Source organism: Rhodococcus jostii RHA1 (genome assembly GCF_000014565.1).
Lineage (GTDB): Bacteria > Actinomycetota > Actinomycetes > Mycobacteriales > Mycobacteriaceae > Rhodococcus_F > Rhodococcus_F jostii_A.
In genome coordinates, this window is the sequence record NC_008268.1 from 6,374,300 (window position 1) to 6,389,716 (window position 15,417).

Sequence of the window (15,417 nt, forward strand, 5' to 3'; positions counted from 1 at the left end):
GACATCGTCAGGACTGGACGTGCGCGGTCGCGTCCCGGGCGAGGTCCGGTTCCTCGGCGATGACTGTGAGGTGAGGGTGTTCCGGCGGCGAGTCGTGCCACCCCTTCCAGGACATCAGGGACCACCGCGACAGTCCCGACAGCGCAGACCCGAGGCTGGCGAACGAGGCGGTGCTCAGTGCCGAGCCCGCCGACCCGACCGACCCGATCGAGAGCACCGAGCCGACACTCCCGATGGACAGGATCGAGTAGGCGGAGCCGATCGAGAGAATCGACCCCTCCGAACGGATCGACAGTATCGAACGCCGGGCGTGTCGCGATCGCAGTGAGTGATCTGGTGTGTGATGCGTCGAGGGCATTCCTCGGTCTACCACGGTGGTGCCGTCGGCAAACAGAGAAGCGGTGCAGACATGAGTGAAGGGCCCTTCCGGATCTTCCGGAGGGCCCTTCGCTCGTCAGCTGTGAAGAGTTACGCGACCTGGAACATGCCGACCGTAGGGAGGAAGCTGCACGTGATCGGCGCGGCGCCCTCTTTCTGCGTGGTCAGTCCACCCGACACGACTGCGAGGACGCGGCCGGGGCCGGTGTCCGCGATCGCCGACAGGGTTGCCGGTCCGTCGGGGTTGATCTTGGCCTCGTTGGTGAGGTTCTGGGTGGCGCGGCGCTGGTTGTCCAGGTTGATCCACGTCACGGTCAGCGGCTCGGGCTGTTCGGCGGCAACGGAACTGGTTCCGAGGGCGGTGAACACGAAACCGGCCTGACCTGCCTTGGGTCCGGGCGGGGGCAGCTGGGCCGGACCGGGGACCGCGAGTGCGGTGCCCACGGAGTCGGCGCCCTCTCCGATGCAGCCCTTGCCGATGGTCGGGTAGAGGAACTGCGCGATGACGGGTGCGTTCTCCTGCGGGATCTCGGGGCCGCCGCCGCCGCTGCCGTCGAGGAACGTGATGACGCGCTCGAGAGTGGACTTGAGCTCCGGCGGGATGCCGGGGGACTCGAGGAGGATGCGGGCCTGGTCCAGGATCGCGTCCTGAGGTCCTGCGGCGATGTCTTCGGTACCAGCGGCTGCGCCGATGATCGCGGGTGCGAACGAGGCGAGCATCTCCACAGGGACGCCTTCGGGCACGGGCGGCGGCGTCGGCTGCGCATTCGCCTGGGCCGGCACTGCCATAGCGGCTGCTGCGGCAACAGCGAGAGCAGTTACTGCTCTGCGCATACCTCGGGTTCGAAGCACGGTCTCCCCATCCTTAGTCATAACAGCGTGGACGACAACTCAATCCACGTCTGACGGCTCGGGGGGTCACTCTATGTACAGCGCCCCCGGGTTGTACAGCTCACGAGTTCGTTCACCGATAGCTGCGGCATCCCGGTGGGAGTGTATGGCATACAGACCCCGACGGTGATCTTCCGGTGACCATAGCTTGTGGCACGTGTGATTCGTGTGATTGGTGATGCAACTGTTACGCGCGGCTACGGACACCTCGGGGCCCGCGGCGGGCGCCGTCTACGCTGTGCGGGACCGTTTCGGGATCGGCTGAGACATCTACACACCTCACGGGGAGAGCACCACACTGTGTCCGACCATGCAGCGTCCGACGACGGAGCAGCCTCCGACGACCCGTCATCCGAGCGTTCTCCCACGTCGTCCCGGGGAGCGTCCGCCCTGCACGGCCTGTTGCGGTGCGCGCCTGTGCTTCTCGTGCTGTCGGTGCTCGGGCGCATGGCGTGGACGCTGTTGAGTCCCAACGGGATGAACCTCGTCGACCTGCACGTCTACGTCGACGGTTCCGAGGCGCTCCGCGGTGGCAGTCTCTACGACTTCACCTATTCGAAAGTGACACCGGACTTTCCGCTGCCGTTCACCTACCCGCCGTTCGCCGCGCTGGTCTTCTTTCCGCTGCACTACCTGCCGTTCCCGCTGGTCGGGGTCGGCTGGCAACTGCTCACCATCCTCGCCCTGTACGCGCTGGCGCGCATGAGCCTCGGGCTGGTGCTCGGTGACGCCGCGCGCAGCCCGCACTGGCGGGCGGTCGCGGTGCTGTGGACCACAGTGGGGGTGTGGGTGGAACCGGTGCGCACCACGCTGGACTACGGCCAGATCAACGTGTTCCTCGCGCTGCTCGTGATGACCGCGGTCCGCAGCTCCCGGTGGTGGCTGTCCGGTGCGCTCGTCGGTTTCGCCGCCGGGATCAAATTGACCCCGGCGATCACCGGCCTCTACTTCCTGATGCAGCGCCGGTGGAAGGCCGCGGTCTTCTCGGGCGTCGCGTTCGCCGCGACCGTCGGAGTCAGCTATCTCCTGATCGGTTCGGAGGCGCGGGAGTACTTCACCCACCTGCTCGGTGACGCCGATCGCATCGGGCCGGTCGGCTCGGTGTGGAACCAGTCCCTGCGCGGCGCGTTGTCGCGGCTGCTCGGGTACGACGTCGAGACGGGCGCCCTCTGGCTGCTGGCCGTGACGGTCACGGTGGTCCTCGCCGCCCTGGCCTGGCGGGCGATCGCCCGGGACGATCGGCTCGGCACCCTCGTCATCGTCGAGTTGCTGGGGCTGCTCGTCTCACCGATCTCGTGGTCACACCACTGGGTGTGGGTCATTCCGATGCTGATCTGGCTGCTGCACGGCCCCTACGGATCGATGCTGGGCACCCGGATCCTCGCCGGGTACTGGCTCGTCACGACCCTCATCGGCGTGCCGTGGGTGCTCAGCTTCTTCCAGGACTCGATCTGGCTGATCTCCCGGCCCGCGGTACTCGCGTGGCTGGGCACGGTCGACGTGGTCGGCGCGTTCGGTGTCTACGCCTGGGTGGCCTACGCCGGGCGCCGCACGAAGCGTGCCGTGGCCGCCGCCCCGGTCAGCCCGCCAGTGAGTCGATCTGCGCAGCAAGATCCAGATCCAACTGCGTGAGCCCGCCCGCGGAATGCGTCGACAGGGTGTAGGTGACCTTGCGCCACCTGATGTCGATGTCCGGATGATGGTTGGCGGCCTCCGCCGCCTCCGCGACCTTCCGGACCAGCTCGACGGCTTCGGGGAAGGTCGGCGACTCGACGGTGCGGACGAGGGAATCACCCGCCCGCCGCCACCCGGGCAGTTCTGCGAGCGCGGTGTCGATCTCTCCGTCTGACAGCAACTCGGCCATACCCCATGATGGTGCGGTGCCAGTGGAACGTGCAAGGCCTGTCGACCACGCCGGAGAGGTGGTGGCGGCCGCGATCATCGTCGACGGCCGGCTGTTGCTCGCGCAGCGGACGCGGCCCCCGGAACTCGCGGGACTGTGGGAGCTGCCCGGCGGCAAGGCGGAGCCGGGGGAGACCGCCGAGGACGCGCTGCGCCGCGAACTGCGGGAAGAACTCGGGATCGAGGTGTCGGGCGGCGACCGGATCGGCGACGACGTGCCGCTACCCGACGGCCGGGTGCTCCGCGCGTACCGGGTGGAACTGGTGTCGGGAACACCCGTCGCGCTCGACCACGCGGAACTGCGGTGGGTGGACGGACGGGAACTGGGGGAGATCGACCTCGTCGGCAACGACCGCGGGTGGGTGCCGGACCTACGGCTGCACCTGAACGGTTGGGGCTGACCTCAGGCCGCGCGGGCCTTCTTGAGCCCCTTCTTCAGTTCCTTCTTGGACGCGCCCTCGTTCTCGAGTTTCTTCATGCGCATGATGACCACCGGGCACTTGATGCAGCGCGTCTTGCTGCGGCAGCACTTCTTCTTCGGCTTGAGACCCGAGACCTTGCTGGCCTTCACCTTGCCCATACGCGGCTCGGCCTTCCTACTACGGGGAACACCGGTATCACCGGCTCCACCCAGGTTAGCTTCCCCTCAGCTTTCGGCCCCGACCCACGCGCGAGACAGGGCGAATTCGACGTGGCGCAGATCACTTTACGCTGGTCGGGCAGGGCTCCCGCAGCCGGCGATGCGCGAAGTAGCCGCTCGGGCGGGTAGTATTCACGTGGCCGCGATGCCTGCACTGGGCGATTTACCATCGCCTCGACGAGGATTCTGAATCGAGATGACAAGGCGGCCGCCAGAAAGCCGTGCGAGGGAACTTTCGCGTGGCCGAATCAACTCAGCCAGGAGAGCCACCGCGTGACCATCACCAGCTTCCGTAACGTTGCCATCGTCGCACACGTCGACCACGGCAAGACCACTCTCGTCGACGCCATGTTGCGTCAGTCGGGGGCATTCGAGGAGCGCGCCGAACTGGTCGATCGCGTCATGGACTCCGGCGACCTCGAACGCGAGAAGGGCATCACCATCCTCGCGAAGAACACCGCCGTCCACAAGCATCACGCCGACGGCAGCGTCACGGTCATCAACGTCATCGATACCCCCGGTCACGCCGACTTCGGTGGCGAGGTCGAGCGCGGCCTGTCCATGGTCGACGGTGTCGTCCTGCTCGTCGACGCGTCCGAGGGCCCGCTGCCGCAGACCCGCTTCGTGCTGCGCAAGGCGCTCGCCGCGTCGCTGCCCGTCATCCTCGTGGTCAACAAGACCGACCGTCCTGACGCCCGCATCGAAGAGGTCGTCTCCGAGAGCCACGACCTGCTGCTCGACCTGGCGTCCGACCTCGACGACGAGGCCGCGGAAGCCGCCGAGCTCGCCCTCGACCTCCCGGTCCTGTACGCCTCCGGCCGCGAGGGCAAGGCGTCCAAGGTTCAGCCCGAGAACGGTCACGCACCGGACGCCGAGAACCTCGACGCCCTGTTCGAGGTGCTCCTCAACTACGTGCCCGCACCCAAGGGCAACGTCGACGCGCCGCTGCAGGCTCACGTCACGAACCTCGACGCCTCCGCGTTCCTCGGCCGCCTCGCGCTGGTCCGTATCCACAACGGCGAGCTGACCAAGGGCCAGACCGTCTCCTGGTGTCGCGAGGTGGACGGCGAGCCCGTCGTCACCAAGGCCAAGATCACCGAACTGCTCGCCACCAAGGGCGTCGAGCGTCAGCCCGCCGAGAAGGCCGTCGCCGGTGACATCGTCGCCGTCGCCGGTTTCCCCGACATCATGATCGGCGACACCCTCGCCGACCTGGAGAACCCGGTCCCGCTGCCGCGGATCACCGTCGACCAGCCCGCCATCTCGGTGACCATCGGCACCAACACCTCGCCGCTCGTCGGCCGGGTCAGCGGACACAAGCTGACCGCCCGCATGGTGAAGTCGCGTCTCGACCAGGAACTCGTCGGCAACGTCTCGCTCAAGGTCCTCGACATCGGTCGCCCCGACGCCTGGGAGGTTCAGGGCCGTGGTGAGCTCGCGCTCGCCATCCTGGTCGAGCAGATGCGCCGCGAGGGCTTCGAGCTGACCGTCGGCAAGCCGCAGGTGGTCACCCGTCAGGTCGACGGCAAGGTGCACGAGCCCTTCGAAGAGCTCACCATCGACAGCCCCGAGGAGTACCTCGGCGCCATCACCCAGCTCCTCGCCAACCGCAAGGGCAAGATGGTGCAGATGGCCAACCACGGCGCGGGGTGGGTCCGGATGGAGTTCATCGTCCCGTCGCGCGGCCTGATCGGCTTCCGTACCGACTTCCTCACCGAGACCCGCGGCACCGGCATCGCGAACGCCGTGTTCCACGGCTACGCGCCGTGGGCCGGCGAGATCCGCGCCCGCCACACCGGCTCGCTCGTCTCGGACCGCACCGGTTCGGTCACCCCGTTCGCGATGATCCAGCTCGCCGATCGCGGAACGTTCTTCGTCGAGCCCGGCGCCGACACCTACGAGGGCATGGTCGTGGGCATCAACCCGCGCCAGGAGGACCTCGACATCAACGTCACCCGCGAGAAGAAGCTGACCAACATGCGTCAGTCCTCCGCCGACGTGATGGAGACCCTCGCCAAGCCCATCAAGCTCGAGCTCGAAGGTGCGATGGAGTTCTGCGCCGGCGACGAGTGCGTGGAGGTCACCCCGGAGGTCGTGCGCGTGCGCAAGGTGCACCTGTCGGCCACCGACCGTGCCCGTGAGCGTTCACGCTCCAAGGCCCGCGACAAGGCGGCCCTGTAGTCGGCACGTCCGACCACGTCATACACAACCGGGCGAATGTACCTTCGGTCGATCGTCGGCCGAAGGTACATTCGCTCGTGGGTTTCCGGAGCCTTCCGGTATCTCTGAGGAAAGGCGGCGCGGTGGTTGCTGGGGGTCGACTCGCGAGAGTTCGAGGAGTTCGGGGCCGTAGGCGCGGGAACGGTGCGGCGGTGACCGCGCTCCTGCTGGCAGTGTCGACGGCGATGCTCACGTCGTGCACCGCCGATCCGCCCCCGCCGGTCGAGAGCACCGACAGCCCCAAGCCGACGGTGTCGCCGACCGAGAAGCAGCCCGTCGTCGTCGCCATCGACGACGTGGGCAGCGGATTCAACCCGCACCTCCTGTCGGACCAGTCGCCGGCGAATTCCGCGGTCAGCGCCCTCGTGCTGCCGAGCCCGTTCCGGCCGGTGCCCGATCCCGCCCGCCCGGGCGGCAACACCTGGATTCCCGACTCCTCGCTCGTGATCTCCGCGGACGTCACGTCGCAGGAACCGTTCACCGTCACGTACCAGCTGCGGAACGAGGCGCAATGGTCCGACGGCGCGCCCATCGCCGCCGAGGACTTCCGCTACCTGTGGCAGCAGATGATCAGTGCCCCCGGCGTGGTCGACCCCGCCGGCTACGAGCTGATCGAGGACGTCAGGTCGTCCGGTGGCGGCAAGACGGTCAGCGTCGTCATGAAGGCCGCCTACCCGGCGTGGCGTGAACTCTTCACCGACCTGCTGCCGTCGCATCTCATCAAGGATTCCCCCGGTGGCTTCGCGACCGGACTGTCCGAGAACATCCCGGTGTCCGGCGGGCACTTTCACATCAAGTCGATCGACCGCGGACGCGACGAGATCCTGCTCGAACGCAACGACCGGTTCTGGGACAAACCGGCGACGCCCGACCAGATCCTGATGCGCCGCGACGGCACCCCGTCGCAGCTCGCCGGCTCGATGCGCAACAACGACACGCACATCGTCCAGATTCACGGGGGGACAGCCACTTCCGCCCAGCTGGCGGCGATCCCGACGGTGCGGACGGGTTCGTCTTTCCAGCCGCGCGGACTCGACCTCACGCTGAACGGCCGGGTTCCCGAACTCGCGGACGTCCGGGTGCGGAAGAGTCTTCTGGAGCTGCTGGACACCGAACTGCTCGCCGTCGTCGGCGCCGGCAGTGAGTCGGCGGCGGTCCCGGCGCGCTCGCAGGTCTACGCCCCCTCCGATCCCGGTTACACCGCGACCGCAACCGCACGGCCGGGTCGCGAACAGGTGCTCGCGCAGCTGGCCGAGTACGGATACGTCGCCGAAACACCCACGGGCACCGTCGTTCCCGCAGGCGCGGCGCCGTCGACCCGGCTCGTCCGCGACGGCGTCCCGCTGACGCTCGTCATCGGGACACCCGAGGGTGACGACACCGCCAGCGCGGTCGCCAACACGGCCGCCGACCAGTTGCGCGGTGCCGGCGTCGACGCCACCGTGACGTCGCTGCCCGCCGAGGAGTTGTACGGGGAGTCGCTGAGCAAGGGCGAGATCGGGGCGGTCGTGGGTTGGTCGCGCGCCGGATCCGACCCGGCGACGGCACTGGCCTCCCGTCACAGTTGCCCGCCCGCAGTGGTCGCGGCGACCCAGCCGAACACCGAAACCACCGACCCCGAACGTGATTCGGTTGCGGAGGCCGAGGCCCCGTCGAATCTGTCGGGAGTGTGCGACCCCACCCTTCAGCCGTCCATCGACGCCGCGCTGCGGGGGGTCGGTGATGTGCCGCAAACTCTCGCCGACGCCGACCGCAAACTCTGGGATCTGGCCGCGGTGCTGCCGATCATGCAGGACCGCACACTCGTCGCGGCGGGACCCGGCGTCGACGGGGTGTCGCTGTCGGGGGCCGTGCCGGTCGGAATATTCAGTGACGCAGCGGACTGGAGCAGGATCAAGGAATGAGTGAGCGGCGACTTCTGCTGGTTCATGCCCACCCCGACGACGAGACGCTCACCACCGGCGGCACCATCGCGCGCTACGCCGCCGACGGCGCCGACGTTCACGTCCTGACGTGCACGCTCGGCGAGGAAGGCGAGGTGATCGGCGAGGAGTGGGCGCAGCTGGTCGCCGACGCCGCCGATCAGCTCGGCGGTTTCCGGATCGGCGAACTGACGTCCGCGCTGTCGTGTCTCGGTGCGGGAAGGCCGCGGTTCCTTCTGGGGGCGGGGCACTTCCGTGATTCCGGCATGGCGGGCACGGCGTCGGCGGCCGACCCGCGCGCGTTCGTCAACGCCGACCGCGACTCCCTGACCGCCGCGATAGTGGCGGTCATCCGGGAACTGCGGCCACACGTCGTGGTCACCTACGACCCGGACGGCGGGTACGGGCACCCCGACCACATCCAGGTGCACACGGTCACCACCGCGGCCGTCGAGGCGGCGGGTTCGGCGCAGTACCCGGACTGCGGCGAACCGTGGGAGGTCGCGAAGCTGTACTGGACGGTGACCGAGGCGAGCGCGCTCGAGTCGGGAATCTGCCGTATCGGCGACATCCCCGACGGCTGGCGGTTGCCGGAGCCCGGCGAATTGCCGAGCGTTCCGGACGCCGACGTGACGACGGTGATCGACGTGCGGGCCGTGCTCGACGCGAAGAGGGAAGCGCTGTCGGCGCACGCCACCCAGGTGACGGTGGCGCCGAGCGGCACCGAGTACGCGCTCTCCAACGACATCGCACAGCCGATTCTGGCGGAGGAGCATTTCGTGCTGGTCCGTGGCGCCGCCGGGGAGCGGGACGCCGACGGCCGGGAGCGGGACCTCTTCGGTGGCATCGGTCACTGACCGTAGGTATCTGTGACGAGAGTTACGTATTACACTGTGTCCCACGTCACGCAGCGGCCCCGGTCGAGTCCGCGTGACACCCGTCAGGAGAGGCGATAGATGTACAACTGGGATGTTCAGAACGCCATCGTCGCGTTCGTCGATACGCTCCGGCCGTCGTGGCCGGCCCAGCACGACCTGTACTACAGCGTGCTGTACGGATTCGCCGACATGCAGAGCCATTTGCTGACCCTGCTGGGCTACCCGCCCGTCGCCTGATCCACTATTGACACATGACCGTCGGCACCGCAGCGAAACCCGGGCACCTCGATGTTCTGGGGAGGGTCACCCTCACGCTGCTGGTGTTCGACGGTTTCCTGTGCGCCGTCCTCTCGGTGCTCTTCCTGCCCACCTACCTCGGCGCCACCCCGTTCCCGATCAGCATCCTCGCCGCCGCGGTCGCCAACCTGGCGCTGGTGATCGCAGCCCGGTCGACGACCGGCCGGGTGGGCACGGGAGTGCTGCCGCTCGCGGGGTGGGGGTTCGGTTTCCTGCTCTGCATGTTCGGCGGTCCGGGCGGCGACGTGCTCATGCTCGCGTCCGTCTGGACGCTCCTGCTCCTGTTCGGATCGCTGGTCCCGGCAGCGGTCTACCTGTGGAAAGTCAGCGCGAAGGCGGCCTTCGGATCTGTTTCGCCGACGGTGCGCGAGGGTACGCGATAGCCACCAGCAGCCTGCTGAAGGAGCATCGCGATGGCAGATCAGAACTTCACGACCGACGACGCCGGCATCCCGGTATCGAGTGACGAACATTCGCTCACCGTCGGGACGGACGGGCCCATCCTCCTCCAGGATCATTACCTGATCGAGAAGATGGCGCAGTTCAACCGCGAACGCGTCGCGGAGCGGCAACCGCACGCGAAGGGAGGCGGGGCGTTCGGACGGTTCGAAGTCACCGAAGACGTTTCCGCCTACACGAAAGCCGACCTCTTCCAGCCCGGAAAGAAGACGGATCTGCTGATCAGGTTCTCGTCCGTGGCCGGCGAGCGCGGCAGCCCGGACACCTGGCGCGACCCACGCGGATTCGCCCTCAAGTTCTACACCGACCAGGGCAACTACGACATGGTCGGAAACAACACACCCGTCTTCTTCATGCGCGACCCGATGAAGTTCCAGGACTTCATCCGTTCGCAGAAGCGGCGTGCCGACAACAACCTCCGCGACCACGACATGCAGTGGGACTTCTGGACGTTGTCCCCGGAGTCGGCGCACCAGGTCACGTGGCTCATGGGCGACCGCGGCATCCCGCGCACCTGGCGGCACATGAACGGGTACTCCAGCCACACGTACATGTGGGTGAACGCCGCGGGCGACAAGTTCTGGGTGAAGTACCACTTCAAGACCGACCAGGGCATCGAGTTCTTCACGCAGCACGAGGGCGACCAGATGGCGTCCATGGACACCGATTACCACACGCGGGACCTGTGGGAGCACATCGAAGGCGGCGAGTACCCGAGCTGGACCTTGAACATGCAGATCATGCCGTTCGAGGATGCCGACGACTACCGGTTCAACCCGTTCGACCTCACCAAGGTGTGGCCGCACGGCGACTACCCGCTGATCCCCGTCGGCAGGATGACACTCGACCGCAACCCCACGGACTACCACTGCGAGATCGAGCAGGCCGCGTTCGAGCCCAGCAACCTGGTCCCCGGCATCGGCCCGAGCCCGGACAAGATGCTCATCGGCCGGCTGTTCTCCTACCCGGACGCCCACCGCTACCGCATCGGCGCCAACTACAAGGAGCTGCCCGTCAACAGGCCGCACGTACCCGTCCGCTCGTACTCGAAGGACGGCAACATGCGGCACCACAACCCCGGGGATCCGGTCTACGTGCCGAACTCCAAGGGCGGCCCGCATGCCGACCCGTCGCAGGTCGGGGCGACCGCCACCTGGTACAGCGCCGGCGACATGGTCCGCTCTCCGTACGCGCTCCACAGGGAGGACGACGACTGGGGTCAGGCCGGGACGATGGTCCGTGAGGTACTCGACGACGCCGCCCGGGACCGCCTGGTGGACAACATCGTCGGGCACCTGCTGAACGGGGTCACCGAACCGGTCCTGGCGAAGGCGTTCGAGTACTGGCGCAACGTCGACAAGACCCTCGGCGATCGAATCGCCGACGGTGTCGGGAAGAAACAGTCGGAGACCGACCCCAAGGCGGGCGAACAGGCCAATGCGGCGCGCAGCAGCGCGCAGGCGAAGGCCTAACTCTCGAACGCCACCGGGTGCCGGGGCTGATACAGCATCATCTCGCCCGCACCGGGAATCTGCAGCGACGTGGTGAGGCCGTACCCGTCGTCGCGGATCCCGCGGGTGAACCCGGCGCCCTTGGCCTCGAGTTCCGCGACGGTCAATTCGATGTCGTCGCACATCAGCGAGATCTCGTGGTGCGGCCGAGTGGACCACGGCTCACCGCCCCGCTCGTCCGAGGTGGGGTGCACACCCAGCTCGGACGGTCCGGTGCGGAAAATCAGCCACCCGCCGCCCGCATCGACATGTGACCAGCCGAGCACGTCGCGGAAGAAGTCGCGGGCCGCCTCGGCGTCGTCGGCGTAGACCAATGTGTGCACAGCAGTGATCATGTGGGCAGCTTAGTGCGATTCGTCCGTCACACTGGGAGAATGTCGAATGACGAACTTTCCGGACTGACCATCGCCGTTACCGCCGAACGCCGGGCCGCCGAGTTCATCACGCTCCTCGAACGGCACGGGGCCGCCATCGTCCACACACCGGCCATCCACGTGCTGCCAGTCGTCGACGACACCGATCTGCGGTCCCGCACCGCCGACATCATCGCGTCGCCGCCGGACCTCCTCGTCGTCAGCACCGCCGTCGGATTCCGCGGATGGCTGGACGCGGCGCGGGCCTGGGACGAGGAGGACGCACTGCTCGCCGCCCTGCAATCGGCGCGGATCATCACCCGCGGTCCCAAGGCGAAGGGCGCCGTCCGCGGCGTCGGCCTGCGCGAGGAGTGGTCGCCGGAAACCGAATCGTCCGAAGAGGTGCACGAACACCTCGTCGCCGAGGGCGTGCGCGGTCTACGAGTCGCGGTCCAGTTGCACGGCACCATCACCGAATGGGAACCGATGACCGACCTGAGCGTCTCCCTCGCCGGCGCCGGGGCCGAAACGGCGGCCGTGTCGGTGTACCGGTGGATCAGACCCGAGAACCAGCAGCCGCTGCTCACACTGCTCGATCAGATCATCCGAGCCGAGGTCGACGCCGTCACCTTCACCAGCGCACCCGCCGTGTCGTCGCTCCTCAGCACCGCGAAGGACACCGACCGCGTCGAGGCCCTCCTGCACGCTTTCGCAGGTCCGGTCGCACCCGTCTGCGTCGGCTCGGTGACCGCCTCGCCCCTCACCGCCCTCGGCGTCGACACCATGCAACCCGCCCGCCCCCGGCTCGGCAGCATGGCCAAATACATCATCGAGGAACTCCCGAATCGGCAACATGTGGGGTGAACGGCACTGTCGGCGTTTCCGACAGGTCGGATGTACCGTTCGCCCCCGGAGGGGTGGTCACCCGATCAGCCCGGCCACGCGGGCGGCGTCGGACAACACAGATTCGAGCATGGCGGGGGTGAGGCGGCCGGTGAAGGTGTTCTGCTGGCTGACGTGGTAGCAGCCGAACAGGTGCAGGGGACGTTCGGCGCCGGGGAGTTCGACGTGCGCGCCGTGCCCGAACTTGGGGCGCGGCCGGGGGACGGCCCAGCCGGCATCGTCGAGGACGGGGAGCAGCGACTGCCAGCCGAAGCCGCCGAGCACGATCACCGACCGCAGGTGAGGTTGCAGGATGCGTAGTTCGGCGTCGAGCCAGTGGCGGCAGTTGTCGCGTTCCACCGGGGTGGGCTTGTTCGCGGGCGGTGCGCAGTGCACCGGGGACGTGATGCGGACGCCGAACAGTTCGAGGCCGTCGCCGATGTGGGTGGCGGTGGGCTGGCTCGCCAGTCCCACGGCGTGGAGTGCGGCGTAGAGGAAGTCGCCGCTGCGGTCGCCGGTGAACATGCGCCCGGTGCGGTTCGCGCCGTGGGCGGCGGGGGCGAGACCGACGATCAGCAGGGACGCATCGGGTGGGCCGAATCCGGGAACCGGACGTCCCCAATAAGTTTCGTCGCGGAACGACGCACGCTTCTCGCGTGCGACCGTCTCCCGCCACTCGACGAGGCGGGGGCAGGCTCGGCATTCGATCAGCTGGGCGTCGAGACCGGCGATGTCGGTCAGCGCCGCGCCCACACGTCACCTCCGCCGGGTGTCACCGACTCGACGAGCGACCACGCCTGGTCGGCAGGCAGATCGATCACCAGATATTTTCCGGTGCCTGCGGGTGTGGCGGCGATGATGGTCGCCACCCCGGCCCGCCGCTGGAAGAATGACTGCCGGACAGTCCACCCGATGATCCCGTCGGCTTCGAGGCTGTCCCGGGCGCGGTCGAGGGAGCCGCTGCGGGTGATCAGCCACCCGGGGAGCACCGCATGTCCGAGGCCGCGGTACCGATCCCACGCCAGCACCACCCCGCCGACGGCGAGCGCGACGATCGCGGCCCACGCGGCCCAGAACACGGGCCGATCGAGGATCACGAAGACCAGGGCGACGGCGAGCGCGATCTCGGCGGGGATCAGGGCCCGTGTGTAGCGCCGCCGCTGCGCGACCGGCCCGTGCGAAGTGAGCGGTGCTGCGGCCTGACGGTGGTCGCCGATGACGGTGGCCATCACCCGTTCCGCTTCCGCGCGCGGTGCCTGGGGGAGCAGGAGTGACGACTCCCGTCTCGCGGCGCTGACGCCGGTCATGACGGCATCCAGCCGGGCGCCGCCGGCGAGCCGGAGGAGGAGCGGTTCCTCGAGGGTCGTCCCGCGCAGGCGGGCGCGGTCCAGGGTGGTCTGGCGGGTCTTCAGCAGGCCGTGGCTGACGTGCAGGGTGCGGCCGGTGTCCGTCAGCGTCATGTTGCCGTACGTCAGGAGGTACCGGATGCAGGCCAGGGCGCTGGCGGCGATCAGGAGGACGACGATCCCGACGACGACGGCGATGGCGACCCCGACGCGCTCAGCGGATTCGATACCCTCGGCCACCGTCGACGAGCGGGCGATCTTCGCGCCGATCCCGTACTGGAACGCGAGACCGACGATCGCCGCGATCGTCACCACGCCGGTCACCGAGAACGGGGCGTAGCGGACCCAGGCCGGTGTCCAGTGGCCGATCTCGGTGACCGCGGGCTCCTGCGCGACCGCGGTCGGCTCGACATCGGGGGAGGGTTGCCGGGCGAGGAGTGTGGCCCGCAGGTCGGGAACCAGCCCGGTGGAGAGGGCGTTGAGTTCGAACTTCGCCGCGTCGGGTTTGGAACCCACCTGCTGGCCGGTGCCGATGCGCACGATCGACAGCCCGAGCAGGCGATGCAGGACCCCCGCCTCCACGTCGACGGACCGGATGCGGTTGCGCGGTACCGACAGCAGGCGTTTGCGGAACAGGCCCTGCCGCAGTTGCACGTGGACCGGGCCGATGCGGTAGCTCGTCGTGAACCAGCGCGAGATGCCGAACACCACGAACACGACGATGGCGACGAGACTCCACACGTGGTTGCCGCTCTGGGTGCCGATCACCAGCGAAATCAGCAACACGGGCAGCAGTTTGACGATCTCGTCGACCGGGTGGACGAGTAGCATCCGGCGGTCCAGGCGCAACCAGGGCTGTTCCTCCTCGGCGGCGACCGCGGCCTCGCCGTGCGCGATGGGAGGAGCGATTCCCGGTTCCGGTGCCACACTCATGTGGCGTCACCGACATTGGTACCCGCGATCTCGGTGAGCCGCGTGACGGTGCGGTCGGCGGTGTCCTGATCGAGGGCGGAGATCTTGACGGCACCGGCGGACGACGCCGTCGTGACGGTGACGGTCGCCAGCCCGAGCATGCGGTCGATGGGTCCGCGTTCGGTGTCGACGGTCTGGATGCGGGAGATAGGCGCGATGCGACGTTCCTGAGTGAACCAGCCGCTGCGGGTGTACACCGCGGTGTCGCTGATCTCCCAGCGGTGCACCCGGTACCGCCAGAGCGGGACGACGGCGACGTGGAGGACCGCGAGCACGACGGTGATCGCAAGGACCGTGACGTGCACCCACACCGGCCACCAGTGGAAGACGAGAGCGACCGCTTGCACGACGAAGAGCGGAAGCCAGAGCAGGGCGGCGTTGATCGCCCACAGTTGCTTGGCCTTGGGGCTGGGCCGCCACAGCGGGTCCGCCATCGCGACGGTGGTGGGCACACTCATGACCCTACTTTGGCCGTGCCCCGGCATTCTGTCGAGAACCGACCTATCGTGGGAGAACCCCCCCGAAGTGAAAGGAGCGCAGACATGACGTCATTCGATGCGGCCGATTCTCCGGAGGTACCCGAGGCAGACCGGCTGGAGCAGGAACTCGCCGTGGACGACGACAGTTCCGACGAGGTCGAAGAAGTGTCGTCACTGGAGGTGAACGAGGCGGACGTGGCCGAACAGAGCCGGGCGGTTCCGGTCGACGAGGACTACCCCCGCGGGTAGCGATCCGCACGTTCGCGGGAGTCTGGGTGGCAGTGGTC

18 protein-coding genes are annotated in these 15,417 nt (G+C 68.2%); 10 read left to right on the forward strand and 8 right to left on the reverse strand.

What is annotated here, in order from left to right:
* Positions 1-7 precede the first annotated feature (7 nt).
* Both RHA1_RS28955 and RHA1_RS28960 read right to left on the reverse strand, forming a co-directional pair.
* Positions 8-358, reverse strand: a complete 351-nt coding sequence (locus RHA1_RS28955) for a hypothetical protein (protein ID WP_009479177.1) — start codon at positions 356-358, stop codon at positions 8-10.
* A gap of 110 nt (positions 359-468) precedes the next feature.
* Entirely contained in the window at positions 469-1,251 is a 783-nt protein-coding gene (locus RHA1_RS28960; RefSeq protein WP_192815081.1) for an Rv1157c family protein, read from the reverse strand.
* 318 nt (positions 1,252-1,569) lie between these two features.
* On the opposite strand from RHA1_RS28960, the gene RHA1_RS28965 reads away from it, so the two are divergent.
* Positions 1,570-2,901 (forward strand): mannosyltransferase, encoded by a 1,332-nt coding sequence (locus tag RHA1_RS28965; protein ID WP_011598009.1) that lies wholly within the window; start codon positions 1,570-1,572, stop codon positions 2,899-2,901.
* Here the strand turns inward: RHA1_RS28965 and RHA1_RS28970 are convergent.
* Complete coding sequence (locus tag RHA1_RS28970) at positions 2,849-3,133, reverse strand: 4a-hydroxytetrahydrobiopterin dehydratase (protein WP_011598010.1); 285 nt, start codon at positions 3,131-3,133, stop codon at positions 2,849-2,851. The two genes, RHA1_RS28965 and RHA1_RS28970, sit on opposite strands and share 53 nt — an antisense overlap.
* Before the next feature lie 58 nt (positions 3,134-3,191).
* Here RHA1_RS28970 and RHA1_RS28975 point away from each other — a divergent pair, with 58 nt between their 5' ends.
* Positions 3,192-3,572, forward strand: coding sequence for a (deoxy)nucleoside triphosphate pyrophosphohydrolase (locus tag RHA1_RS28975; RefSeq protein WP_016883328.1), 381 nt, complete (start codon positions 3,192-3,194; stop codon positions 3,570-3,572).
* A gap of 2 nt (positions 3,573-3,574) precedes the next feature.
* Here RHA1_RS28975 and RHA1_RS50650 read toward each other — a convergent pair whose 3' ends face one another.
* Positions 3,575-3,751 carry a hypothetical protein gene (locus tag RHA1_RS50650; RefSeq protein ID WP_005253649.1) on the reverse strand — a complete coding sequence of 59 codons (177 nt, stop codon included), beginning with the start codon at positions 3,749-3,751 and terminating at the stop codon, positions 3,575-3,577.
* A gap of 333 nt (positions 3,752-4,084) precedes the next feature.
* Here RHA1_RS50650 and typA point away from each other — a divergent pair, with 333 nt between their 5' ends.
* The 6 genes from typA (at position 4,085) to RHA1_RS29010 (ending at position 11,059) form a co-directional block, all read left to right on the forward strand.
* Positions 4,085-5,992 (forward strand): translational GTPase TypA, encoded by a 1,908-nt coding sequence (typA, locus tag RHA1_RS28985; protein ID WP_009479182.1) that lies wholly within the window; start codon positions 4,085-4,087, stop codon positions 5,990-5,992.
* A gap of 122 nt (positions 5,993-6,114) precedes the next feature.
* Positions 6,115-7,935 carry an ABC transporter family substrate-binding protein gene (locus RHA1_RS28990; RefSeq protein WP_011598012.1) on the forward strand — a complete coding sequence of 607 codons (1,821 nt, stop codon included), beginning with the start codon at positions 6,115-6,117 and terminating at the stop codon, positions 7,933-7,935.
* Complete coding sequence (gene mshB, locus RHA1_RS28995; RefSeq protein WP_011598013.1) at positions 7,932-8,810, forward strand: N-acetyl-1-D-myo-inositol-2-amino-2-deoxy-alpha-D-glucopyranoside deacetylase; 879 nt, start codon at positions 7,932-7,934, stop codon at positions 8,808-8,810. Before RHA1_RS28990 ends, mshB begins: the two co-directional genes overlap by 4 nt.
* A gap of 99 nt (positions 8,811-8,909) precedes the next feature.
* Positions 8,910-9,068 carry a hypothetical protein gene (locus RHA1_RS50655; protein WP_005239161.1) on the forward strand — a complete coding sequence of 53 codons (159 nt, stop codon included), beginning with the start codon at positions 8,910-8,912 and terminating at the stop codon, positions 9,066-9,068.
* 14 nt (positions 9,069-9,082) lie between these two features.
* Positions 9,083-9,511, forward strand: a complete 429-nt coding sequence (locus RHA1_RS29005; RefSeq protein WP_009479185.1) for a hypothetical protein — start codon at positions 9,083-9,085, stop codon at positions 9,509-9,511.
* Positions 9,512-9,541: 30 nt separating this feature from the next.
* A complete protein-coding gene (locus tag RHA1_RS29010; RefSeq protein ID WP_009479186.1) occupies positions 9,542-11,059 on the forward strand; it encodes a catalase in 1,518 nt (505 codons plus the stop codon).
* Here RHA1_RS29010 and RHA1_RS29015 read toward each other — a convergent pair.
* Positions 11,056-11,433, reverse strand: coding sequence for a VOC family protein (locus tag RHA1_RS29015; protein ID WP_011598014.1), 378 nt, complete (start codon positions 11,431-11,433; stop codon positions 11,056-11,058). The genes RHA1_RS29010 and RHA1_RS29015 overlap by 4 nt on opposite strands.
* 39 nt (positions 11,434-11,472) lie before the next feature.
* Between RHA1_RS29015 and RHA1_RS29020 the strand changes: the two genes are divergently transcribed.
* Positions 11,473-12,315 (forward strand): uroporphyrinogen-III synthase, encoded by an 843-nt coding sequence (locus RHA1_RS29020; protein WP_041812160.1) that lies wholly within the window; start codon positions 11,473-11,475, stop codon positions 12,313-12,315.
* Positions 12,316-12,372: 57 nt separating this feature from the next.
* Here the strand turns inward: RHA1_RS29020 and RHA1_RS29025 are convergent, their stop codons facing one another.
* Genes RHA1_RS29025 through RHA1_RS29035 form a run of 3 tightly spaced genes read right to left on the reverse strand, consistent with a single transcriptional unit; the run spans position 12,373 to position 15,109 of the window.
* Positions 12,373-13,086, reverse strand: a complete 714-nt coding sequence (locus RHA1_RS29025) for a uracil-DNA glycosylase (protein ID WP_009479189.1) — start codon at positions 13,084-13,086, stop codon at positions 12,373-12,375.
* The gene (locus tag RHA1_RS29030) at positions 13,071-14,612 is read right to left on the reverse strand and encodes a PH domain-containing protein (protein WP_011598016.1); all 1,542 of its coding nucleotides are present in this window, start codon (positions 14,610-14,612) and stop codon (positions 13,071-13,073) included. The genes RHA1_RS29025 and RHA1_RS29030 overlap by 16 nt, the downstream gene beginning before the upstream one ends.
* Positions 14,609-15,109: a PH domain-containing protein gene (locus RHA1_RS29035; RefSeq protein WP_050787412.1), complete on the reverse strand. Its 501-nt coding sequence runs from the start codon at positions 15,107-15,109 to the stop codon at positions 14,609-14,611. The genes RHA1_RS29030 and RHA1_RS29035 overlap by 4 nt, the downstream gene beginning before the upstream one ends.
* Before the next feature lie 84 nt (positions 15,110-15,193).
* On the opposite strand from RHA1_RS29035, the gene RHA1_RS29040 reads away from it, so the two are divergent.
* Positions 15,194-15,379: an Rv3202a family protein gene (locus RHA1_RS29040; protein ID WP_005239177.1), complete on the forward strand. Its 186-nt coding sequence runs from the start codon at positions 15,194-15,196 to the stop codon at positions 15,377-15,379.
* Positions 15,380-15,417 lie beyond the last annotated feature (38 nt).

Coding starts and splice junctions, on each gene's coding strand:
- RHA1_RS29015 (WP_011598014.1), bottom strand. CDS start 11,433: ATGATCACTGCTGTGCACACATTGGTCTACGCCGACGACGCCGAGGCG.
- RHA1_RS29035 (WP_050787412.1), bottom strand. CDS start 15,109: ATGAGTGTGCCCACCACCGTCGCGATGGCGGACCCGCTGTGGCGGCCC.
- RHA1_RS50650 (WP_005253649.1), bottom strand. CDS start 3,751: ATGGGCAAGGTGAAGGCCAGCAAGGTCTCGGGTCTCAAGCCGAAGAAG.
- RHA1_RS28960 (WP_192815081.1), bottom strand. CDS start 1,251: ATGACTAAGGATGGGGAGACCGTGCTTCGAACCCGAGGTATGCGCAGA.
- RHA1_RS28955 (WP_009479177.1), bottom strand. CDS start 358: ATGCCCTCGACGCATCACACACCAGATCACTCACTGCGATCGCGACAC.
- mshB (WP_011598013.1), top strand. CDS start 7,932: ATGAGTGAGCGGCGACTTCTGCTGGTTCATGCCCACCCCGACGACGAG.
- RHA1_RS29010 (WP_009479186.1), top strand. CDS start 9,542: ATGGCAGATCAGAACTTCACGACCGACGACGCCGGCATCCCGGTATCG.
- RHA1_RS50655 (WP_005239161.1), top strand. CDS start 8,910: ATGTACAACTGGGATGTTCAGAACGCCATCGTCGCGTTCGTCGATACG.
- RHA1_RS29005 (WP_009479185.1), top strand. CDS start 9,083: ATGACCGTCGGCACCGCAGCGAAACCCGGGCACCTCGATGTTCTGGGG.
- RHA1_RS29020 (WP_041812160.1), top strand. CDS start 11,473: ATGTCGAATGACGAACTTTCCGGACTGACCATCGCCGTTACCGCCGAA.
- RHA1_RS28970 (WP_011598010.1), bottom strand. CDS start 3,133: ATGGCCGAGTTGCTGTCAGACGGAGAGATCGACACCGCGCTCGCAGAA.
- RHA1_RS29030 (WP_011598016.1), bottom strand. CDS start 14,612: ATGAGTGTGGCACCGGAACCGGGAATCGCTCCTCCCATCGCGCACGGC.
- RHA1_RS29040 (WP_005239177.1), top strand. CDS start 15,194: ATGACGTCATTCGATGCGGCCGATTCTCCGGAGGTACCCGAGGCAGAC.